The organism is Nocardioides faecalis (assembly GCF_018388425.1).
In the GTDB taxonomy this organism is placed as follows: domain Bacteria; phylum Actinomycetota; class Actinomycetes; order Propionibacteriales; family Nocardioidaceae; genus Nocardioides; species Nocardioides faecalis.
In genome coordinates this window covers 3091202-3112914 of sequence record NZ_CP074406.1, presented here as the reverse complement: position 1 = coordinate 3112914, position 21713 = coordinate 3091202, and the positions used below count along the sequence as shown (strand labels likewise).

Sequence of the window (21713 nt, the reverse complement as noted above, 5' to 3'; positions counted from 1 at the left end):
AGGAGGACCCGTGTCCCACGACGACGCCCACAGAGCCGAGCAGCGCAAGCTCGTCGAGCTGATGGAGGGCATGCCGATCGGCATGCTGACCACCTACGCTCCCGAGGACCCGAACGCCGTGCTGCTGCGCCTGGACGTGGAGCAGGCCGAGTACGGGGACACCCCGGGCGGCAAGGTCGCCTCGCTGCTCAGCTTCGCCAAGGCCAAGCTCACCGGCGACACCCTCGACGCCGACCACGGCACCGTCGAGCCCTGAGGGCCAGCGCCTCAGGGGCCAGCGCTCGGGGGAAGGCTCAGGGCACCACCACGGCCCGGCCCACGATCCGCCCGGCGTGCACGTCCTCGTAGGCCTGCTCGCCCTCGGTGATCGGGTAGGTGGTGGTGTGGATCTGGACCTGGCCGCGCCGCGCCATCTCGACGAGCTCGATCAGCTCCTTGCGCCGTCCCCACAGCGAGGTGGACACGGTCATGTTGTACGGCGCGGAGGTCAGCCCGATCTTGGCGCCGCCGAGCCCGGCGCCCACGACGACCACCGCGGAGGCGACGCCACCACAGGCCACGGCGAGCTCGCCGGTGACGTCCATGCCGACGAAGTCGAGGACGACGTCCGCGCCCCGGCCGCCGGTGAGCTGCTTGACCTTGTCGGCGGCGGCGGGCTCGGAGGTGAACGCCTCGTGCGCGCCGTTCTCGCGGGCGAAGGCCAGCTTGTCCTCGCCGATGTCGAGGGCGACCACACGAGTGGGCGTGAGCGCGCGCAGCAGCTGGATCGCGACGTGGCCGAGCCCGCCGGCGCCGATGACCACGGTGGTCGTGCCACCGACGATGCGCGGCAGCACGCTCTTGATCGCCTGGTAGGGCGTCAGCGCGGCGTCGGTGAGCGAGGCCGCACGCACCGGGTCGAGGTCGCCGATCGGCACGAGGTGGCGTGGGGTGTCGACGACCATGAACTCGGCCATCGCACCGTTCACGCCCAGGCCGGGGGAGAGCATCCCGGTGAGGCAGAGGTTCTCGCTGCCGTCCGCGCACATCGCGCACACGCCGCAGCCCCAGCAGCCGTAGACGATCACCGCGTCGCCCACGGTGACGCCGCTGGCGCCCTCGCCGAGCTCCTCGACGACCCCGGCCGGCTCGTGCCCGAGCGTCATCGGCATCGGGTAGGGGTAGCCGTCCTGGGGCATCGCCATCACGAACTCGTCGGAGTGGCACAGCCCGGAGGCGGTGATCCTCAGCAGCACCTCGCCGGGGCCGGGCCGGGGGCGTTCGACGTCGACGAGCTGGGGTCGCGTTCCGAACGCGGTGTACTGGATGGCTCTCACGACACACTCCGAACGGCGATGGTCGGTTGGTCCTCCAGTGCAGCACTCGCCACCGAGTGGGGCAATGCCCACCCGGGGGGACGGCGGGTCAGACCGCGGCAGGCGCGGGTTCGGCAGGCGACCCGGTCCCGGGCTGCTCGGTGCGGGCCGTGCGCCGGCCGGCCAGCACGTGCAGCGCCAGGCCGGCGAGCACCCACGCGCTCAGCGTGAGGGCGGCACCGAGCCCGCCGGCGCCGTCGAAGTACGCCGCCGCGCGGACCAGGGTCCCGGCCGCTCCCGGCGGCAGCAGCTGACCGAAGGCTCCCAGGCCGGTCGGCAGCCAGGCGCCGGTCGTGGCGATGCCCGAGAGCGGGTTGCCGAGGAACATCATCGACGCCGCGGCGATGGAGAAGCCCTTGCTCCCGAAGAGCGCTTGGAGCCCCGAGAGCGGAACGGCGAGCGCGGCGATGCCGAGCGCCATCGCGCCGGCCACCGGCCAGAACGCCGACTCGATGCTGCCGAACCAGAACTGCAGCACGGCCGCGACCACACCGCCGCCGACCAGCGAGAACCCGATCAGGGCGCCGAGGCGCCACCCGGCGCGGTTCGCGAACACCGCACCGAACGCCACGACCGGGACGATGCCACCGAACACCAGCGGGAACGCCAGGCCGCCGATGCCGACCCCGGTCGGGTCGTCGGCGGGCAGCGGCACGAGGTCGGTGACGCTCACCGGGGTCCCGCTCGCCTGGCCGAGCGCCTGAGCGGTCGAGATCAGGGAGCCGGAGATGGCAGGCGAACCTGCGGTGGCCACGACGGTCTCGATGCCCTCCTCGGTGACGACCAGGCCGCCGACGAGCTCGCGGTCGCGGATCGCCTCCTTCAGCTCGGCGGCGGTCGCGACGTCGCGGACCTCGTAGGCCTCGTCGTCGAGCTCGGCCAGCCCCTGCTCCACGGGCCCAGTGGTCGCCGAGGTGCCGACGATGCCCACCGGGAGGTCGTGGGCACCGCTCTTGAGCGAGGGCAGGATGAACAGGGCGAGCAGGGCGACGAGGACGGCGGCGAGCGCGGCGCTCAGCCCCGCCGCCTTCAGCAGCGGGCCGGCCAGAGGACCGGAGCGAGGGCTTGCGCCGCGACGCGCGTCGGGGGTCTGCTCGGGGGGCGGCGGGGTGAGCATGGGGGGTCTTCCTCGGATCATAGTGGAGGAAGGTCCTCCGGTTATGCGGACGATGTTCCTCCGTTTAGGATCAGCGGTCAATTCGGTGAGGGGACGACATGCGGGCTGATGCAGCCAGGCGCAGGGCGGCGATCGTGCACGCCGCCCGCGCCCTGATCGCCGAGCGCGGCGCCGAGATCGCCCTCGATGCGGTCGCCGAGGCCGCCGGGGTCGGCATCGCCACGCTGTACCGCAACTTCGAGTCCCGAGCCGCGCTGCTGGACGAGGTCGCCGCGGCGATCCTGGCCGACGTCCGGTTCGCCGCCGAGCAGGCCCGTCCGGAGCTCGCCGGTGTCCGGGGCGCCGCGGCGGCCGCGGCGTGGGAGGCATTCCTGCGCGGGCTCGTCGACCTCCACCTCGGGGCGCTGTCGGCCGGTCTCGCCGAGCACGCGGCCGGCACCCTCAGCGACCCGGTGCGTGAGGCACAGGACGAGGCGCTGAGGGCGGTGGACGAGCTGCTCCGCACGGCCGTGGCGGCCGGGGCGGTGCGCGCCGACCTCTCGGCGCTCGAGCTGGTGGTCGCCGTCGGCACCCTCACCAGGCCGCAGCCGGCCGAGGTGCTCCGTGCCGCGCCGCGGCTGCCGGAGCAGCTGCTGACGATCCTGGTCACCGGCACCGCGCCGAGTGGGCGGGCCTGAGGGTCGAACCCGCCGGTCAGGCCGCGCCGCACGGGAGAGTCGGCGTGATCCGTTCCTCGTGGCCGCCGACTGCGGCATAGTGCGGGCATGAGTGGTGTGCCGGTGACCTGTCCGTTGTGCGAGGCCACCTGCGGGCTGCTCGTCTCCACCCGGGAGGACGGCACGATCGGGGTGCGCGGCGACCGCGACGACGTGTTCAGTCGCGGCTACCTGTGCCCCAAGGGCGCCTCGATCGGCGAGCTGCACGCCGACCCGGACCGGCTGCGCCGTCCGCTCCTCAAGCGCGGCGGACGCCACGTCGAGGTCGACTGGGAGGAGGCGTTCGCCGAGATCGAGCGCCGGCTCCCGCCCCTGCTGGACACCCACGGCCGGGACGCGGTCGCGGTGTACTTCGGCAACCCCACCGCGCACAACCTGTCCGGTGCGCTCTACCTGCGCCCGCTGCTCAAGGCGCTGGGCACCCGCAACGTCTTCAGCGCCGGCACGGTGGACCAGGCGCCCAAGACGTTCGTCTGCGGCTACCTGTACGGCGACGCCGCCACCATCGCGGTGCCCGACCTGGACCGCACGAACTACCTGTTGGTGCTGGGTGGCAACCCGCTGGTGTCCAACGGCAGCCTGATGACCGCCCCCGACATGCGCGGTCGGCTGCGGGCCATCACCGCCCGCGGCAAGGTGGTCGTGGTCGACCCCCGCCGGACCCGCACCGCCGAGGCGGCCAGCGAGCACGTGCCGATCCGGCCCGGCAGCGACGCGCTGTTGCTGCTCGCCATGGTGCACACCCTGTTCGCCGAGGACCTCGTGGACCTGGGCCTCGCGGCGCCGTACGTCGACGGGCTGGAGCAGGTGCGCGCCATCGCCGCCGAGGTGGGACCCGAGGACGCCGCGCCGCACACCGGTATCGACGCGGGCACCATCCGCCGGCTGGCGCGCGAGCTCGCCGCGGCGGACCGGGCGGTCGTCTACGGCCGGATGGGCACCACCGCCCAGCCCTTCGGCACCCTGGCCAGCTGGCTGATCGACGTGCTCAACATCCTCACCGGCAACCTGGACACCCCCGGCGGCGCCATGTTCCCGCTGGCCGCGGCGGGCCAGGCCAACACCCGCCCCGGCCCCCGGCGGCCGTTCCGGCACGGCCGGTGGCACGGCCGCGCCTCGGGCCGCCCAGAGGTGATGGGCGAGCTGCCCGCCGCGACGCTGGCCGAGGAGATCGCCGCGCCCGGCGAGGACCGCGTGCGCGCGCTGGTCACGCTCAGCGGCAACCCCGTCCTCAGCGTGCCGGGCGCGACGCGCCTGGAGGCCGCGCTGGAGGAGCTCGAGCTGATGGTGAGCATCGACGTCTACCTCAACGAGACCACCCGGCACGCTGACGTCGTCCTGCCCGGGCCCTCGCCGCTGGAGCGTAGCCACTACGACCTGCTGCTCTACCAGTACTCGGTGCGCAACATCGCCCGCTACTCCCCGGCGGTGCACGACACCGACGTGCCGCCGGAGTGGCACACCATGCTGCGGCTCGCGGCGATCGCCGGCGGGCTGGGCGCCGGCGCGGCGGTGACCGACCTCGACGACGCGCTGGCCCAGAGCATGGCCGAGCTCAACGCGGCCACGCCGGAGCCCGGGCTGTGCGGCCCCGAGCGCCTGCTGGACATCTTGTTGAAGGCGGGTCCCTACGACCTGACGTTCGCCGACGTCGCCGCCGCGCCGCACGGCCTCGACCTCGGGCCGCTGCAGCCGCGGCTGCCCGGGGTGCTCGCCACCGGCCGGATCGACCTCGTGCCGGAGCCGGTGCTCGCCGACCTGGACCGGCTCCGGACGTTCGCCGCCCGGCAACCGGGCGCCGAGCTGCTGCTGATCGGACGACGCCACCTGCGCTCGAACAACTCCTGGATGCACAACGTCGCGACGCTGAACCGCGCCGGCAACGACTGCACGCTGCACCTGCACCCCGACGACGCCGCCCGGCTCGGCCTGGCCGACGGGTCCGACGCGCTGGTGTGCAGCGCGGACGGCGAGGTGGTCGCCCCCGTCGAGGTCACCGACACCATCGCCGCCGGCGTGGTGTGCCTGCCGCACGGCTGGGGGCACCAGGTCGGCGCCCCGGGCCGCGTCGCCGCAGCCCGGCCGGGAGTCAACGCCAACATGCTGGGCGACCTCGCGCTGCTCGACGGGCCGACCGGCACCGCGGCGGTCAACGCCCTGCCGGTCACGGTCCGGCCCGCCACGGTCCAGCCCGCCACGGGGACCTAGGCGCCGGCCCGCTCGAGCGCGCCATGAAGGCATGTGGCCTGCGTCACAGGCGGCGTCTACTCTCGGTCCATGTATCCCGGAACCTGGGCCGCTCAGGACCCCGACAAGCCCGCACTGATCATGTCCGGCTCCGGTGAGGTGCTCACCTACGGCGAGCTCGACGAGCGCAGCCTGCGCCTGGCGAACCACCTCCGCGCCCGCGGCCTGGGCGCCGGTGACGTCGTCGCCCTCCTCAGCGACAACCGGCCCGAGAGCTACGAGGTCTATTGGGCCGCGTTGCGCTCCGGGCTCTACGTCACCGCGGTCAACTCCCACCTCTCGGCCCCCGAGGTCTCCTACATCGTCAGCGACTGCGGCGCCAAGGCGCTGGTCGTGTCCGCCGCGCTCGCCGGGACCGTCGCAGACCTCGAGGTCGACGTGGCCGAACGCCTCGCCTTCGGCGGCGCCGTGCCCGGGTACGACGCCTACGACGCCGCGCTCGCCCAGGCCGGCGCCGAGCCGCTGCCCGAGCAGCCGCACGGTGACGACCTGCTCTACTCCAGCGGCACCACCGGCCGGCCCAAGGGGATCAAGCCGCCGCTGCCGCAGATCGCCGTCGACGAGCCCGGCTACCTCTACCCGACGATGTTCGCGCCGTCGTACGGCTTCGACCAGAGCACGGTCTACCTCTCCCCGGCGCCGGTCTACCACGCCGCTCCGCTGCGCTTCGGTGGCGTGATCCACACCGTCGGCGGCACGCTGGTGATGATGGAGCACTTCGACGCCGAGGCCGCGCTGGCCGCGATCGAGGAGCACCGGGTCACCCACACCCAGATGGTGCCGACGATGTTCGTGCGGCTGCTGAAGCTGCCCGCCGAGGTCCGGGAGAAGTACGACGTGTCCAGCCTCGGGTGCGTGGTGCACGCCGCCGCGCCGTGCCCGGTCGACGTGAAGCGGAAGATGATCAACTGGCTCGGCCCGGTGCTGCACGAGTACTACGCCTCGACGGAGGCCAACGGGGCCACCGCGATCGACGCCGAGACCTGGCTGGCCCACCCGGGCTCCGTCGGCCGGCCGCTGCTCGGCGTGCTGCACATCGTCGACGAGGAGGGCGCCGAGCTCGGTCCCGGCGAGGTCGGCACCATCTACTTCGAGCGCGAGGCCCGCACCTTCAGCTATCACAACGACCCCGACAAGACGCGGGCCACCGAGCACCCGGAGCACCCGGGCTGGACGACGGTGGGCGACCTCGGCTACCTCGACGAGGAGGGCTTCCTCTACCTGACCGACCGCAAGGCGTTCATGATCATCTCCGGCGGGGTGAACATCTATCCCCAGGAGGTCGAGGACCTCTTCACGCTGCACCCCGCGGTCGCCGACATCGGCGTGGTCGGGGTGCCGGACGAGGACATGGGGGAGCGGGTCGTGGCGTTCGTCCAGCCCGCCGACGGCGTGACCGGCGACGACGCCCTGGCTGCCGAGCTCACCGAGTACGCCCGGGCTCGGATCGCGCACTACAAGGTGCCCCGTGAGATCCACTTCCGTGCCGACCTGCCGCGCACCCCCACAGGCAAGATGGTCAAGGGCAAGCTGCGGGAGGCCTACCGAGATGTGGCGGTCGGCCAGTAGTCGGACCTGAACAGCCGGCGGACATGAGCAGCGGCAGAAATGGCACGAGCGCGGCCCCGGCAGTGCCGGGAGCCGCGCTCGTGCCTCAGGGCGGGCCTCCGGGCTTCCTGCGCCCCATGCCTCGGCGCGGAGACCCACCCTGATCGACTATCCGAACATGCTGACTCCACCCGGACCGACGAGCAGTCCGACGACGATCAGCACGATGCCCCACAGCATCTGTCCGCGGATGAGGCTGAAGATGCCCGAGATCACGAGGATCACGGCAAGGAGCCACAGAATGAAGATCACTTTTTTCCTCCTGTCGTAGCGGGCCACATCGCCCGGTTGACGATCAGTTACCCAGGGGTCTTCAAGTTCAGACCCCGGGATGTCCGGAGCGGCCCGGCGAGTGAGGTCACTCCTCGGTGAGGCCTGCGTCGTCGCCCTCGTCGATGACGTGCATCGCTGCCTCCTCTGCGCTGGCAGCGGCACCGTCGATGCCCACGTCCCCGGCCACGAGGTCCTTCTCCGTGTCCGCGCCCAGTCCTTCGTCGGGGTCGACGAGCCGGCCGGCGCGCTGGTCGCCGACCTCGGTGCCGGGCAGGTCCGCCTCGTGGGTCAGGCCGTCGTCGTCGACCGCCTCCGCCTCCGCCAGGGGGTCCGGCTCCGGCTCCTCCTCCTTCAGGCGGTCCTCCAGCGGGCGGGGGTGGGCCTCCTCCCAGGGAGTGTTGCCATATCCCTGCGCCGCCGAGTAGCGCTCGGGCGGGGAGTAGCCACGGTCCAGCTCGTCCTCGACGTCGCTGTCGCCGAGCCCCTCGCCCGCTCCCGGCTGGTCCTCGTCGTCGATGCTGTAGCCGTTGTAGGTCTCGGCGTCGGTGGTCGGGTCGTTGCTGGTCATCGGACCTCCTGTGTCTGCGTTCTGCGGGTCGCCTCCCGGGAGCCGGATCGCTCCGCCCCGCGCTGCGGTCGTGCGGTACCCGAAGTCGGGCGTCCTACCTGATCCGTCGGGCTGCGTTCGTAGGAGCCTTGACTTCGTTCAACACTCGTACAAAATGGCAGAGTGCTGGTCCTCGGCGTCGACTCCTCGACGCAGTCCACGAAGGCCGTGCTCGTCGACGCCGACGACGGGACCGTCCTGGCCTCCCGCTGCGCCCCGCACCCGCCGGGCACCGAGGTCGACCCGCGCGCCTGGCTCAACGCCGTGGACACCGCCACCGACGGGCTGCTCGAGCGCGCCGCGGCCGTCGCCGTGGCCGGGCAGCAGCACGGGCTGGTGGCGCTCGACTCTGCCGCCGAGCCGGTCCGTCCCGCGCTGCTGTGGAACGACACCCGCTCCGCACCCCAGGCCCGCGCCCTGGTCGCCGAGCTCGGCGGACCCGCCGCCTGCGCCGCAGCCCTCGGCAGCGTCCTGGTCGCCTCGTTCACCGCCACCAAGCTGCGTTGGCTCGCCGAGAACGAGCCGGACAACGCCGCCCGGGTCGCGCGTGTGCTGCTGCCCCACGACTACGTCTCGGCCCACCTCGCCGCGCCTGGCACGCCCGTGTTCACCGACCGGGGCGACGCCTCGGGCACCGGCTACTTCGACGCCGTGGCCGGGGCCTGGCGCGAGGACCTGCTGGTCGCGGCGCTCGGCCACGGAGCCGAGCTGCCCGTCGTCGTACCGTCGCACACCGCGGCGGGGGCGACCGGCGCCGGCGCGGTGCTCGCCGCCGGCACCGGCGACAACATGGCGGCCGCGCTGGGGCTGGGCCTGAGCGGTGACGACGTGCTCGTCTCGATCGGCACCTCCGGCGTCGCCTCCACCGTGGCCGCCGACCCGGTCGCCGACCCCACCGGCGCCGTCACCGGCTTCGCCGACGCCGCGGGCGGCTACCTGCCCCTGGTCGCCACCATCAACGCCGTCGAGATCCTCGGGCTGCCCGAGCGCCTGCTCGGCGTCGACCACGAGCAGCTCGCCGACCTCGCGCTGTCGGCCGCTCCCGGCGCCGGCGGGCTGGGGGTCTCGCCGTACTACGGCGGCGAGCGCACGCCGGACCTGCCCCATGCCACCGGCACCTGGGCCGGGCTGTCCCCGGCGACCAGCCGTGCCGACGTCGCCCGCGCCGCGGTGGAGGCGTTGCTGTGCTCCCTGGCCGAGGCCACCGACGCGCTGACCGCGCAGACGGGCCAGGACCCGCAACGGGTGATCCTCGTCGGCGGCGGCTCGGCCAACCGAGCGGTCCAGGTGCTCGCGCCGGCGATCCTGGACCGGCAGGTCCTGGTGGCCGAGCCCGGCGAGCACGTCGCCCGCGGCGCCGCCCGCCAGGCCGCGTGGGCGCTCTCCGGACGCAGCAGCCCGCCTGACTGGCCCCTGCCCGTGCACCTGCCGCCCGGACGCCAGCCGACCCCGGACGCCGAGCAGCGCGCCGACGGCGCCGAGGTGCGCCGGCGCTACGCCGCCCTGCGCGAGCGCCTCGGCCCCGCCGGCCTCGCCGGCCCCTGACCCACCGCTCGACCCGCACCGCTGACCACCCCGAGCACGACCGACGACGGGAGCCCCCGATGACCGCCACCAGCGCCAGCAACATGCAGCGCCCCGAGCCCCGGCGTGAGGACCGGTTCTCCTTCGGGCTGTGGACCGTGGGCTGGCAGGCCCGCGACCCGTTCGGCGACCCCACCCGGGCGCCGATGGACCCCGTGCACGCCCTCGAGCGGCTCGCCGCGCTCGGCGCCTACGGCGTCAACTTCCACGACGACGACCTCGTCCCGTTCGGCACCGACGACGCCGAGCGCACCCGGATCCTCGACCGCTTCCGCAAAGGCCTGGCCGACACCGGCCTGGTGGTCACCACGGCCACCACCAACCTGTTCACCCACCCGGTGTTCAAGGACGGCGCGTTCACCTCCAACCACCGCGACGTACGACGCTTCGCGCTACGCAAGGTGATGCGCAACCTCGACCTCGCCGCCGAGCTCGGCGCCCAGGTCTACGTCTGCTGGGGCGGTCGCGAGGGCGCGGAGTTCGGCGCGGCCAAGGACGTGCCCGCCGCGTTGGACCGCTACCGCGAGGCCTTCGACCTGCTCGGCGAGTACGTGACCGACCGCGGCTACGACCTGCGGTTCGCGATCGAGCCCAAGCCCAACGAGCCCCGCGGCGACATCCTGCTGCCCACCGTCGGCCACGCGCTGGCGTTCATCTCCACCCTCGACCGCCCCGAGCTGGTCGGGGTGAACCCGGAGGTCGGGCACGAGGAGATGGCCGGCCTCAACGCCGCCGCGGGGTACGCGCAGGCGCTGTGGCAAGGCAAGCTCTTCCACATCGACCTCAACGGCCAGAACGGTCCCCGCTACGACCAGGACCTGCGCTTCGGGGCCGGCAACGTGCGTGGCGCCTTCTGGGTGGTCGACACCCTCCTCGCCGGCGGGTACGACGGTCCCGTGCACTTCGACTTCAAGCCGGTCCGCCCCGAGACCGAGGAGGGGGTGTGGGTCTCGGCCCGCGCCTGCATGGACAACTACCTCATCCTGCGCGAGAAGGTCACCGCCTTCCGGGCCGATCCCGAGGTGCAGGCCGCGCTCGAGGTGGCCGGCCTGCCGGAGCTGGCCCGCCCCACCCTCGCCGAGGGCGAGGGCTGGCGCGAGCTCGCCGAGTGGCCGCTGCCCGACGTCGAGGTGCTGGCCGCCCGGGAGGTCGCGATGGAGCACCTCGACCAGCTCGCCCTCGAGCACCTCTACGGCGTCCGTGGCTGAGCCGGACGCGCCGGGGCCCCGGGGCGCGGACTCGCTGCGCCGCAGCAACGCCGCCGCGGTGCTGCGCGCCCTGCGCGACGAGGGCCCGGGCAGCCGGGCCGAGCTCGCGGCCCGCACCGGCCTGGCCAAGGCCACCGTGGGCACGATCGTCGCCGCACTGACCGATGCCGGCGTGCTGCAGCCGGACGCCGAGGCCGCCCCCAGCACCGGTCGCGGCCGCCCCGGCCGGCGGCTCACGCTGGCCGGCGGCCGTCCCGTCGGGGTCGGGGTGGAGGTCAACGTCGAGTACGTCGCCGCGGTGGTCCTCGACCTCGCCGGGGTCCCGCAGCTGGAGCTCACCCGCGACGTGCCGCCCGGCGGCGACGTCACCGCCCACCTCGCGGCGCTGGCCCGCGCCGTGGCGACCCGCCTGCGGGAGCAGGATCGGCACGTGCTCGGCGCCACCGTCGCCGTGCCCGGGCTGGTGGGCGGCGACGACCGCACCGCGGTCTGGGCGCCGAACCTGCAGGTGGCCGGGACCGGGCTCGCCGCGACGCTCGACACGGCCTTCGGGTGGCGCGGGCGCACCCGGGTCAGCAACGACGCGGACTGCTCGGCGCTCGCCGAGCTGCACCACGGGGCCGGCCGCGGTGCCGGGGACCTGCTCTATCTGACCGGCACCGTCGGCATCGGTGCCGGGCTGGTCGAGGGCGGTCGGCTGCTGCGGGGCGCCCGCGGTTTCGCCGGCGAGGTCGGGCACCTGCCGCTCGGCGCGGCACACGCCCGGTGCGGCTGCGGTCGCAGCGGCTGCTGGGAGGCGTCCGTGGGCCTGCACGCACTGCTCGCGGCCGTGGACATGCCCGAGGCTGGGACGCCGGTGACCACGGCGCGGGCGGTCGCCGCCGCGGCGGCCGACGACCCGGAGCTCGCCGAGGCCGTGGCCGGCCTCGCCCGCTGGCTGGGCCGCGGCCTCGGCGTGCTGGCCGGTGTGCTCGACCCGGGCCGGATCGTGCTGGGCGGGTACTTCGCGCCGCTGGGCGACCTCGTCGTCGTACCGGCGCGGCGCGAGCTCGCCGCTACCCTGGCCACCAGCGACCTCGGGGTGCCCGACCTGGTGCTGGGCGAGCTCGGCACCGAGGCCGCCGCGACCGGGGCTGCGCAGCGGTCGCTGGCCGACGTCTTCGCCGGCCGCGCCGACCCGTTCGCCGGGACGAGCGCAGCCGAGCCCGGGGATGCCGAGGAGGCCGGCGAGTCCGGGGAGGCTGGGGAGTCGCGGACGGGCTGATCCGGCTCAGCCGGCGAGGTGGTCCGGGGCGCCGGTGACGGCGGTGGCCAGGCTGGCCACCGGGTCGTCGAAGACCGGCCCCATCGCCGCCTCTGCCGCCCCCAGCAGCACCGAGTCCGTGCCCAGGCCCGGCGCGGCCAGGCGCACCGCGTCGCGCGCCGGCCGCAGGGAGCGCTCGGCCAGCCCGGCGGTGACCTCCGGGCCGAGCAGCCGGAACAGCGGCCGGAAGTAGCCGCCCAGCACCACGATGCTGGGGTTGAACACGTTCACCACCGAGGCCAGGCCGCGACCGAGCTCGACCCCGATCGGCCGCAGCTCACGCGGTGCGGTGCTCAGCTCGTCGAGCATCACGCCGAGGCGGGGGACCTGCTCGGCGGGGCAGCACAACGCCTCGGCGATCGCCGGCGCACCGACCACGGTCTCCCAGCAGCCGCGGCTGCCGCAGTGGCACGTCGTGCCCGCGGGGTCGTGACACAGGTGGCCGACCTCGCCGGCGTAGCCGGCGACACCCTCGAGCCGGCGCCCGCCGAGGATCACGCCGGCGCCGACGCCGACGTTGCCGGACAGGTAGACCACGTCTGCGACGTCGACCGCCGCCCCGAGCCGGTGCTCGGCCCAGGCCCCCAGGTCCGCGTCGTTGCCGACCGCGATCGGCACGTCGAGGTCGAGCGCGGCGAGCACGATGGAGCCGAAGGAGACGTCGCGCCAGCCCAGGTTCGGCGCGTGCCGGACCAGGCCGTCGCTGCGGCGCACCAGGCCCGGCACGGCGACCCCGATGCCGAGCAGGGGAGCGGCTGCCGGGGAGGTGGCCACCACGCGCCGGACCAGGCCGGCGACGCTCGCGCCGACGTGCCAGGCCTCCGAGGGCTGGGTGAGCGCCGTGGCCGCGCGCACGCCGATCCGCCCGCCCAGGCCCACGGCGGCGACCACCACCTGGTCCACGCCGAGGTCGACCGCGACGACGTACGGCCCGTCGTCTCGGATCCGGACCCCGGCGGAGGGTCGCCCGGCGCCGCGTGGCGCGGCGGGGGAGGCATGCTCGAGCAACCCGAGGCTCTCCAGCTCGCTCACCAGGCCGGCGATCGTGGAGCGGTTCAGGCCCATCCGGTAGGTCAGGTCGGCGCGCGACATCTCGCCGGCGTCGTGCACGTGACGCAGCAGCGTGCCGAGGTTGTGCCGCCGGACGGCGCCCTGGTTGGTGCCCGTCCCGCCGCGCGGCCGCGCCACCTCAGACCCCGGCCGCCGACCGGCGCCTGCGGGAGATGGCGTCCACGCTCGCCGCCAGGAGCAGGACGGTGCCGGTGACGATGAAGTTGATGTAGCTGGCCTGGTCCAGCAGGCCCAGCCCGTTGGGGATGGTGGCGATCACCAGGCCGCCGATGACCGCGTCGACGGCCCGGCCCCGCCCGCCGAAGAGGCTGGTGCCCCCGATCACGGCGGCACCGACGGCGTAGAGCAGCTCGTTGCCGCCGCCCGAGCCCGGCGACACCTTCCCGGTGTACGACGCCGCGAGGATGCCGGAGACCGCGGCCATGCCCGAGCAGATCACGAAGGCGGCGACCTTGATCCGGGTGACGTTGATGCCGGCGCGGCGGGCGGCCTCGGCGTTGCCGCCGACGGCGTACAGGTGCCGGCCGAACCGGGTGCGTTGCAGCACGAAGGTCCAGAACAGCAGCAGGGCGATGACCACGGGGGCCACCCACGGGATGCCGCTGATGTTGAAGACGTCGGGGTTCACGGCGCGGTTCTGGCTGAGCAGCGTGGTCAGCCCCAGCACGATCGCGGTGAAGGCGACGATCTGCAGGCCGACCAGCGAGAGCGGGCGGTGGCCCAGCCCCTTGGCGACCCGGGACCGGTACCGCAGCAACAGCAGGGCCGCGTAGCCCACGACGAGCACGCCGGCGGCCACCCAGCCGGCGGTCACCGGGACGTTCTTCACCGACAGCCCGCGCAGCACCTCCTGGTTGAACCGCAGCGACCCGCCCGAACCGATCAGGCGCAGCGGCACCGCCTGCAATGCGAGGAAGAACGCCAGGGTGACCACGAACGAGGGGATGCCGAGGATGGCCACGAGCATGCCGATGGACAGCCCGATCACGGCGCCGACCGCGATGCCGGCCAGCACCGCGGCCCACCAGGCCCAGCCGTGGTCGATGATGACCAGGGCGGTGATGGTCGCGGAGGCACCTCCGGCGACACCGGCCGACAGGTCGATCTCACCGAGCAGCAGGACGAACACCAGGCCCATCGCCAGCACGCAGATCGACCCGGCCTGGATCACCAGGTTCGTCAGGTTGTACGTGGTCAGGAACCGGTCGTGGGCGAGCCCGAAGACGACGAACAGCACCGCGAGGCCCAGCAGCGCCGGCAGGGAGCCCATGTCACCGCCGCGCAGGCGGTTCACGTAGTCGACGAAGACCTCGCGGGCGGTGTTCTGGGAGCGGTTGTCTCCGGAGAAGTCGCCGCTCCCCGACCCGGTGGCGGTTTGTCGTGCCGGTGTCTGGGGGTCGGCGACGTGGGAACCGCCGCCTCCCGGCGTGGTGGGTGAGGAGTGCATGCTCATCTCGTCTTTCCTCAGATCGTCGCGGTCGAGACGTCGCCGATCCCGAGGTCCCCGGAGCGGCCGGCGGTGATCAGCTCCACCACCTGCTTGTGGCTGACGTCCTCGTTGGCGACGTCGGCGGCGACCCGGCCGAGGTAGAGCGCGGTGATCCGGTCGGCGACCTCGAAGACGTCGTTCATGTTGTGCGAGATCAGCACGACGCCCAGGCCGCGGTCCGCGAGCCGGCGCACCAGGTCGAGGACCTGGCGGGTCTGGGCCACCCCGAGCGCGGCGGTCGGCTCGTCGAGCATCACGATCCGGGAGTTCCAGAGCACGGCCTTGGCGATCGCCACGGTCTGCCGCTGCCCGCCGGAGAGGCTGGCGACGCTCTGGCGCACCGACTTCACGGTGCGCACCGACAACGACGCCAGTGTCTCGCGGGCGCGCTCCTCCATCGCCATGTCGTCGAGCCCGGTGGGGCGCAGGAGCTCGCGTCCCAGGAACATGTTCTCGACGATGTTGAGGTTGTCGCACAGCGCGAGGTCCTGGTAGACGACCTCGATGCCCAGCGCGGCCACGTCGCGGGGACCGTTGACGCTGACGGGCTCGCCGTCGAACAGGTAGGTCCCGCTGTCGGTGCCGTGGATGCCGGCGACGACCTTGACCAGGGTCGACTTGCCGGCGCCGTTGTCACCGACCAGTGCGGTGACCTGGCCGGGGCGGACCTGGAAGTCCACGTCGTGCAGGACGTGCACCACGCCGAAGCTCTTGTTGACCCCGCGGAGCTCCAGCAGCGGAACCTCGCCCTCCGCTCCGGTGCCCGGCCAGGTGGTCGGCTCGATCATCTCGCCCTCCAACGCTCGAGTGCTGTGCCGCCCGAACCGATCGGAGCGGTGCGGGTACGGCGGGACGCCGGCGGTGCCGCCCGGCCCTCCTCCGGGCGGCGCCGCGCGGCCTCAGGAGACCCCGGCCTTCTTGCAGGCGTCGGCGAACTCGGGGGTGCAGACGTCCTCGAGCTTCTGGCCGCCGTCAGCGATCACGTCGGCGATGTTCTCCTTGGTGATCGACTTCGGGGTGAGCAGGATCGAGGGCACGTCGCGGTCGCTCTCGGGATCCTCGGTGACACCGGTGGTGTCCGCCTTCTCGCCGTTGGCCAGCGCGATCGCCACCTCGGCCAAGGCGTTCGCCTCCTCCGTCGCCGACTTGTAGACCGTCATGCACTGGGTCCCGGCGAGCAGGTTCTGCAGGCCCTCGACGGTGGCGTCCTGGCCGGTGACCGGGACCTTGCCGGCGCGTCCGTTGGCCTCGAGGATCGAGATCACGGCACCGGCGAGGCCGTCGTTGGCGGCCAGCACGCCGTCCACCTTGCCGTCGGCCTGGGTGTAGAGCTGTTGGAAGATCACCGCCGCCTCCTCGCTGTCCCACTCCGGCACGGCCTGCTCGCCGACCGTCTTGTAGGTCTTGATCGGGTCGAGCACGCTGTGCGCCCCGGCGGAGAACAACGTGGCGTTGTTGTCGGTGGGGGAGCCGTTGAGGTAGACGATGTTGGCGTCCTTCTCGCCCAGGCAGTCGGCCAGGCCCTGGCCCTGGAGCTCGCCCACGACGTTGTTGTCGAAGGAGACGTAGTACTCCGCGGAGCCGCCCAGGGTGAGCCGGTCGTAGTCGATGGTGGCCACGCCCTGGGACTTGGCCTTCTCCTCGATGGCCGCCCCGGAGGCGGAGTCGAGGTTGACGATCGCCAGCACGGTGACGCCGTCGGCGATCATCGAGTCCGCGATCTGCGTCATCTTGTCCACGTCGCCCTCGGCGTTCTGGATGCTGTGCTCGACGCCGGCCTCCTCGAAGGCGGCCGCCAGGGCGGGGCGGTCCGCGCTCTCCCAGCGCACCGAGGACTCGGTGTCCGGCAGGATCACACCCACCTTGCCCTGGGCGGACTTGCTGCTGCTGTCGTCACCGGAGTCGTCGCCGTCGTCCGAGCCGCACGCCGAGATCGTGAGGGCGAGCGCGAAGCCCGCCGCGAGCCATGCACTGTGCCTGCGCTTCACCTGAACCGCCTCCTTGCGGAAGCCGGCCCCTCGGTTGTCGTCGGTGGCACCGACGGGCCGGCCATATGTTGATTCGAACAACATATGAGCGGTCCCCGGGTGGGTTCATCGACAAAAAGGGGGGTCGTTTTCGACGTACGTCGCTCGTCCGAAGCTCGTGCGACACCCCCTCGCCGGCGGCTGTGTTCCCCGTGACGCAGCTGCGCGTCGTGCGCGCGGCGCGGAGGATCAGATGCCGAGCGAGCGCCCGATGATCTCCTTCTGGATCTCCGTGGTGCCGCCGTAGATCGTCTGGATCCGGCTGTCGGCGTAGGCCTTCGCGATGGGGTACTCCATCATGTAGCCGTAGCCGCCGTGCATCTGCAGGCCCTGGTCCACGATCTTCTTCTGCAGCTCGGTGGTCCACCACTTCGCCATCGAGGCGAGCGAGGTGTCGACCTTGCCCTCGTTGAGCAGCTCCACGCAGTGGTTGACGAACGTGCGCGCGATGTAGGCCTCGGTGGCCATCTCGGCGAGCACGAACCGGGTGTTCTGGAACTTGCCGATCGGCTTGCCGAACGCCTCGCGGGTCTTCACGTAGTCGAGGGTGAGGTCGAGGACGTGCTCGATCGCGGCGATCGCCATGGTGGCGATGGAGACGCGCTCCTGCGGCAGGTTCTGCATCAGGTAGATGAAGCCCTGGCCCTCCTCGCCGAGCAGGTTCGCCTTGGGCACCACGACGTTGTCGAAGTTCAGCTCGGCGGTGTCCTGCGCCTTGAGGCCCAGCTTGTCGAGGTTGCGGCCGCGGGTGAAGCCCTCCATGCCCTCCTCGACGACGATCAGGCTGAAGCCGTGCGCACCCGCGTCGGGGTTGGTCTTGGCCACCACGATCACCAGGTCGGACAAGATGCCGTTGGTGATGAACGTCTTGGAGCCGTTCAGCACGTAGTGGTCGCCCTTGTCGACCGCGCTGGTGCGCAGCCCCTGCAGGTCCGAGCCGGCGCCCGGCTCGGTCATCGCGATCGCGGTGATGATGTCGCCGGAGACGCAGCCGGGCAGCCAGCGCGCCTTCTGCTCGTCGTTGGCCAGCTCGACCAGGTAGGGCACCGTGATGTCGTTGTGCAGGGCGAAGCCGAGGCCGCTCGCACCGACGCGGGTGATCTCCTCGGTGAGGATCATGTTGTAGCGGAAGTCCTTGATCCCCGGGCCGTCGTGCTCCTCGGGGACGTCGAAGCCGAGCAGCCCGGTCTCGCCGGCCTTGCGCCACACCTCGCGGTCGACGTGTCCGTCCTTCTCCCACTGCTCGTGGAAGGGGGTCACCTCCCGCTCGAGGAAGGCACGGACACTCTTGCGGAAGTCCTCGTGCTCGGTCTCGAAGATGCTGGGACGCTCGGGCATCAGCTCACCCATTCCTTGATCTGTGCGATGGTCGCGGCCGGGTTGTCGGACGCGGGGGATACGGACAGGTTGGTGACGCCGGACTCCTTGAACGCAGCGATGCGCTCCTGGACGTACGACGCCGGACCGACGAGGTTTCCGGCCTCGAGCCACTCGAGCGGGACGAGTGCCTCGGCCTCCTTCTTCTTGCCGGACAGATAGAGGTCCTGGATCTCGCGGGCTTCCTTCTCGAAGCCGTACTCGCAGGCCAGCTGGTTGTAGAAGTTCTTGTCGCGCGCGCCCATGCCGCCGACGTAGAGCGCGTACATCGGCCGCATGAAGTCGAGCAGCGCCTTGGTCTCGGGGCCCTCGCCGATCGCGACCAGGCCGCCGGCGCAGATCTCCAGCGGGGCCAGGTCGCCCGAGCGCTTCGCGGCGCCGCGGGCAAGGGCGGAGCCCCAGACCTCCTGCGCCTTCTCCGGGTAGTACAGGAACGGCAGCCAGCCGTCGGCGACCTCGGCGGTCATCGCCACGTTCTTCTCGCCCAGCGCGGCGACCCAGATCGGCAGGTCGGCGCGCTCGGGCTTGTTGAGGAGCTTCAGCGGCTTGCCCAGGCCCAGGCCCTGGCCCTCGGGGAGGGGGACCTGGATGGTCTTGCCCTGGAAGTCCAGCCGCTCGCCGCGCAGCCCGGCGCGGACCACCTCGATGACCTCGCGGGTGCGGGTCAGCGGCCGGTCGTAGGGCATGCCGTGGAAGCCCTCGATCACCTGCGGGCCGGAGGCGCCGAGGCCGAGCACGGCCCGCCCGCCGGAGACGTTGTCCAGGCCGGCAGCGGTCTGCAGCAGCGCGCCGGGGGTGCGGGAGTAGACGTTGAGGATGCCGGCGGCGATCTGGACGCGCTCGGTCTTCGCTGCCAGGTAGCCCATCAGCGTGGGAGCGTCGAAGCCGTAGGGCTCCGCCACCCAGATCATGTCCAGGCCCGCCTGCTCCAGCGCCACGACCTGGTCGGCGGACTCGCGCGGATTGCCCGCATAGACGAGGGGCATCGAGAGCTTCATCGCATCTCCTTCTGGGGCTGCGGCGCCGGTCGGCGCCACGGCGTCGGTGTCGGTGGCGGGCGCGCCCGGGGCAGGGTCGTCCCCGCCGCGGTGGCTGCGCCAGTACAACTGTGACAGTAATACTGTCACAATGGCAACGGGGGGCAACGGGTGGACACGCGCGGCCCGGCGACGGCGGCTGTGGGAACCTGCCCTCCTGCGTACCCAGGAGGAAATGTGACTGAGACCACCGCAAGCACCACCCGCTACACCGTCGCCGTGATCGGCGGCACCGGCCCGCAGGGCAAGGGCCTGGGCTACCGGTTCGCCCGGCACGGCCACGACATCGTGCTCGGCTCCCGCGCCGCGGAGAAGGCCGAGGCCGTCGCCGCCGAGGTGAGCGAGCGCCTGGTCGGCGTGGACGGCGCCGGCACCGCGCGCGGCGCGGCCAACGCGGACGCGATCGCCGCCGCGGACGTCGTGCTCCTGGCGGTGCCCTACGACGGGCACGACGAGCTCGTCGCCTCCCTGGCCGACGGCCTGGCCGGCAAGACGGTCATCTCCTGCGTCAACCCGCTCGCCTTCGACAAGCGCGGCGCGCACGGCCGGGTGATCGACGACGGGGAGGGCTCGGCCGCCGAGTCCGCCGCCCGGATCGCGCCGGAGGCCACCGTCGTCGGCGCCTTCCACAACGTCGCTGCCCCCGGGCTGTGGGGCGAGGAGGAGTTCCTCGACGAGGACGTCATCGTGGTCGGGGACTCCGCCGAGGGCAAGCAGGTCGCCATCGACCTCGCCGCCTCGGTCACCGGCCGCCCCGGCGTCGATGGCGGCAAGCTGCGCCTGGCCCGCGTCCTCGAGCCGTTCACCGCGGTGCTGATCTCGATCAACCGCAAGTACAAGACGCACTCCGGCATCCGGGTCACCGGGCTCGACCACTGATCTTTAACTGCTTCATCCGCACCGCGCCCCAAGAGAACTTGTCGCATCCACGAGGATCTGCGACGAATTCGCTTGGGGCGCGGTGCGTCAGGGCGTACGACGTCCCCGCACCACCGTGGCGATCAGGCCCACCGTGCCGGCCAGCAGCCAGGGCAGGGGCAGCAGCCAGCGCGACTCGCTGAGCTGCAGGGTGTCGGAGGCGAGCAGCGTCCACACCGTGGCGAGACCGAGGAAGGCCACGCCCATCACCAGGTGGCCGACGTCGACCGGGTGCCGGCCGCTGGGCCGGTGCGTACGGCGCAGCTCGGGCGGGAGCTCGGGCCCGAGGTGCTCCATCGGGTCGGCGCTCGGCCGGCCGGGGTCCGGGATGTGCTGGCTCATGCCGCCTCCTCCTCGGTGTGCACGATGATCTCGCCGACGAACACCTCGGTGTCGAGGTTCAGCACCGGGGCGTCCTCGCCGCCGTCGTGCACGGCCTCGTCGCGGTCCTGGTCCTTCTCGCCGAACAGCTTCACCTCGCCGAGCCCGACGTCTCCGCTGGCGCGCACGGTCAGGCCGCGGTCGGGGACGACCACCTCCACCTTGCCGACGCGGACGTCGAGGCGCAGCGTGCTGCCGTCGAGTGCCTCGAGGTCGCGGACCTCGGACAGGTCGACCCGCAGCTCGCCCACTCCGAGGTCGAGGTCGCGGACGTCCGCCGCACGCGAGGGGGTGCGGTCGATGTCGCCGCCGGTCAGCGTGGTGCCGCCGGAGACCGTGACCACAGCCGTGGCTGCGGCGGCCAGCAGGCCGACGAGGATCAGGCCGCCGGCACGGCCGTAGAAGGCGCCGACGACCAGCATGACGCCGCACGTGGCCATCACGGTCGCGGGGTAGGCGGCCGGATGCACCGCCATCCCCGCGAGCTGCAGCGTCAGCAGCACTCCGCAGAGCACCCCCGCCAGCGCGAGGGTGAACCAGAACAGGATCGGTCCGCGCCGCCGTGACGGGCGCGGTGGGACGGGTGGCGGCCCGGGACGGTAGACGGGGAACCCGGCGGCCGGGGGGACCGCGGCGCCGGGCACGGGCTGGCCGGACATGGGCTGGCCGGGCACGGGCTGGCCGGGCGCCGGTCCACGCGGCGGCGTCAGGGGCTGACCGCGCAGCCAGGGGTGGGTCGGCCCGCCGGGCTTGATCGCGTCCTTGCCGGCGAACACCGCCACCAGGATCACCGCGCCGACGATCAGCGCCCAGGGGAAGTCGAAGCCGCCGACGGTGTCGCCGACCAGCGACGCCGCGGCGAGCGCCCCTGCGGCGAGCAGCACGACCGTGCGGACGGCCTCGTCGACGTCGATGACGGCGTCCTCGGTGTCCTCCTCGGGCACGACCAGCCACGCTGCGCCGTACAGCACCGGGCCGCCGCCGCCGATGATCGTGAGCGCCACGAAGGCGATCCGCACCAGCAGCGGGTCGATGTCGAGGTGTCGCGCGAGGCCGGCGGCGACGCCCGCCACCTTGCGGTCGGTGCGCGAGCGACGCAGGCGGCCCAGGTTGCGGACCTCCTCGCCGCTCACCCGCGGCCCGGACCTTCCGTTGCCGGGACCAGGCCCGTGGCTGCCTGGGGCCGCGCCGTCAGCAGGGCCCGCCCCGGTGTCAGGACCGGGGCCAGGGGCTGGCTCGGGACCAGGGCCGTCGCCGGGGCTGCCGGGGCCGCCGGCACTGCCAGGGCTGTCGGTGGGGGTGCTCATGGTGCTCAGCCTGACGGGCAGCGGCGGGGAGCGCCATCGGGGACTGCCCTGATTCGTGCCCCCGGGACCGGCCGGGGAGCGCCACGCA

The 21713-nt window shown here is 73.1% G+C and carries 20 protein-coding genes; 8 read left to right on the top strand and 12 right to left on the bottom strand.

The annotated features are described in order from the left end of the window. The first annotated feature begins 10 nt into the window (after nucleotides 1-10). Entirely contained in the window at nucleotides 11-256 is a 246-nt protein-coding gene (locus tag KG111_RS14645) for a pyridoxamine 5'-phosphate oxidase family protein (protein WP_205291020.1), read from the top strand. A gap of 37 nt (nucleotides 257-293) precedes the next feature. Here KG111_RS14645 and KG111_RS14640 read toward each other — a convergent pair whose 3' ends face one another. Then, entirely contained in the window at nucleotides 294-1316 is a 1023-nt protein-coding gene (locus KG111_RS14640) for an NAD(P)-dependent alcohol dehydrogenase (protein WP_205291019.1), read from the bottom strand. Between the two features lie 88 nt (nucleotides 1317-1404). Continuing rightward, a complete protein-coding gene (locus tag KG111_RS14635; RefSeq protein WP_205291018.1) occupies nucleotides 1405-2472 on the bottom strand; it encodes a heme-copper oxidase family protein in 1068 nt (355 codons plus the stop codon). Nucleotides 2473-2570: 98 nt separating this feature from the next. Here KG111_RS14635 and KG111_RS14630 point away from each other — a divergent pair, with 98 nt between their 5' ends. The 3 genes from KG111_RS14630 to KG111_RS14620 all read left to right on the top strand — a co-directional run bounded on the left by KG111_RS14630 (nucleotide 2571) and on the right by KG111_RS14620 (nucleotide 7004). Then, entirely contained in the window at nucleotides 2571-3149 is a 579-nt protein-coding gene (locus KG111_RS14630; protein ID WP_205291017.1) for a TetR/AcrR family transcriptional regulator, read from the top strand. Between the two features lie 87 nt (nucleotides 3150-3236). Beyond that, on the top strand, nucleotides 3237-5396 hold the full coding sequence (locus KG111_RS14625) for a molybdopterin-dependent oxidoreductase (protein WP_205291016.1): 2160 nt from the start codon (nucleotides 3237-3239) through the stop codon (nucleotides 5394-5396). 69 nt (nucleotides 5397-5465) lie between these two features. Then, nucleotides 5466-7004 carry an acyl-CoA synthetase gene (locus KG111_RS14620; protein WP_205291015.1) on the top strand — a complete coding sequence of 513 codons (1539 nt, stop codon included), beginning with the start codon at nucleotides 5466-5468 and terminating at the stop codon, nucleotides 7002-7004. A 147-nt stretch (nucleotides 7005-7151) separates the two neighbouring features. Here KG111_RS14620 and KG111_RS14615 read toward each other — a convergent pair whose 3' ends face one another. Continuing rightward, the gene (locus KG111_RS14615) at nucleotides 7152-7295 is read right to left on the bottom strand and encodes a GPGG-motif small membrane protein (protein ID WP_205291014.1); all 144 of its coding nucleotides are present in this window, start codon (nucleotides 7293-7295) and stop codon (nucleotides 7152-7154) included. Between the two features lie 106 nt (nucleotides 7296-7401). Further along, nucleotides 7402-7884, bottom strand: coding sequence for a DUF5709 domain-containing protein (locus KG111_RS14610; protein WP_205291013.1), 483 nt, complete (start codon nucleotides 7882-7884; stop codon nucleotides 7402-7404). A gap of 162 nt (nucleotides 7885-8046) precedes the next feature. Here KG111_RS14610 and KG111_RS14605 point away from each other — a divergent pair, with 162 nt between their 5' ends. From KG111_RS14605 to KG111_RS14595, 3 genes are read left to right on the top strand one after another with little or no spacing between them, the layout of a single operon-like run. Further along, the gene (locus KG111_RS14605; protein ID WP_205291012.1) at nucleotides 8047-9468 is read left to right on the top strand and encodes an FGGY family carbohydrate kinase; all 1422 of its coding nucleotides are present in this window, start codon (nucleotides 8047-8049) and stop codon (nucleotides 9466-9468) included. 59 nt (nucleotides 9469-9527) lie between these two features. Further along, nucleotides 9528-10715, top strand: a complete 1188-nt coding sequence (gene xylA / locus KG111_RS14600) for a xylose isomerase (RefSeq protein WP_205291011.1) — start codon at nucleotides 9528-9530, stop codon at nucleotides 10713-10715. Beyond that, nucleotides 10708-11979, top strand: a complete 1272-nt coding sequence (locus KG111_RS14595; RefSeq protein WP_205291010.1) for an ROK family transcriptional regulator — start codon at nucleotides 10708-10710, stop codon at nucleotides 11977-11979. The genes xylA and KG111_RS14595 overlap by 8 nt, the downstream gene beginning before the upstream one ends. A 6-nt stretch (nucleotides 11980-11985) precedes the next feature. Here the strand turns inward: KG111_RS14595 and KG111_RS14590 are convergent, their stop codons facing one another. The 6 genes from KG111_RS14590 to KG111_RS14565 form a co-directional block, all read right to left on the bottom strand. Next, complete coding sequence (locus KG111_RS14590) at nucleotides 11986-13206, bottom strand: ROK family transcriptional regulator (protein ID WP_205291009.1); 1221 nt, start codon at nucleotides 13204-13206, stop codon at nucleotides 11986-11988. A 1-nt stretch (nucleotide 13207) separates the two neighbouring features. Beyond that, nucleotides 13208-14542, bottom strand: coding sequence for a sugar ABC transporter permease (locus KG111_RS14585; RefSeq protein WP_205291008.1), 1335 nt, complete (start codon nucleotides 14540-14542; stop codon nucleotides 13208-13210). 11 nt (nucleotides 14543-14553) lie between these two features. Beyond that, nucleotides 14554-15366 (bottom strand): ATP-binding cassette domain-containing protein, encoded by an 813-nt coding sequence (locus tag KG111_RS14580; protein WP_205291007.1) that lies wholly within the window; start codon nucleotides 15364-15366, stop codon nucleotides 14554-14556. Nucleotides 15367-15477: 111 nt separating this feature from the next. Continuing rightward, complete coding sequence (locus tag KG111_RS14575; RefSeq protein WP_213449997.1) at nucleotides 15478-16566, bottom strand: sugar ABC transporter substrate-binding protein; 1089 nt, start codon at nucleotides 16564-16566, stop codon at nucleotides 15478-15480. Between the two features lie 228 nt (nucleotides 16567-16794). Continuing rightward, complete coding sequence (locus KG111_RS14570) at nucleotides 16795-17943, bottom strand: acyl-CoA dehydrogenase family protein (protein WP_275890102.1); 1149 nt, start codon at nucleotides 17941-17943, stop codon at nucleotides 16795-16797. After that, complete coding sequence (locus KG111_RS14565) at nucleotides 17943-18980, bottom strand: LLM class F420-dependent oxidoreductase (protein WP_205291004.1); 1038 nt, start codon at nucleotides 18978-18980, stop codon at nucleotides 17943-17945. Before KG111_RS14565 ends, KG111_RS14570 begins: the two co-directional genes overlap by 1 nt. A gap of 216 nt (nucleotides 18981-19196) precedes the next feature. Here KG111_RS14565 and npdG point away from each other — a divergent pair, with 216 nt between their 5' ends. Beyond that, nucleotides 19197-19898: an NADPH-dependent F420 reductase gene (gene npdG / locus KG111_RS14560; protein WP_205291003.1), complete on the top strand. Its 702-nt coding sequence runs from the start codon at nucleotides 19197-19199 to the stop codon at nucleotides 19896-19898. Between the two features lie 87 nt (nucleotides 19899-19985). Here the strand turns inward: npdG and KG111_RS14555 are convergent, their stop codons facing one another. Beyond that, nucleotides 19986-20279: a hypothetical protein gene (locus tag KG111_RS14555; RefSeq protein ID WP_205291002.1), complete on the bottom strand. Its 294-nt coding sequence runs from the start codon at nucleotides 20277-20279 to the stop codon at nucleotides 19986-19988. After that, on the bottom strand, nucleotides 20276-21451 hold the full coding sequence (locus KG111_RS14550) for a PspC domain-containing protein (protein ID WP_205291001.1): 1176 nt from the start codon (nucleotides 21449-21451) through the stop codon (nucleotides 20276-20278). The genes KG111_RS14555 and KG111_RS14550 overlap by 4 nt, the downstream gene beginning before the upstream one ends. Nucleotides 21452-21713: the final 262 nt, after the last annotated feature.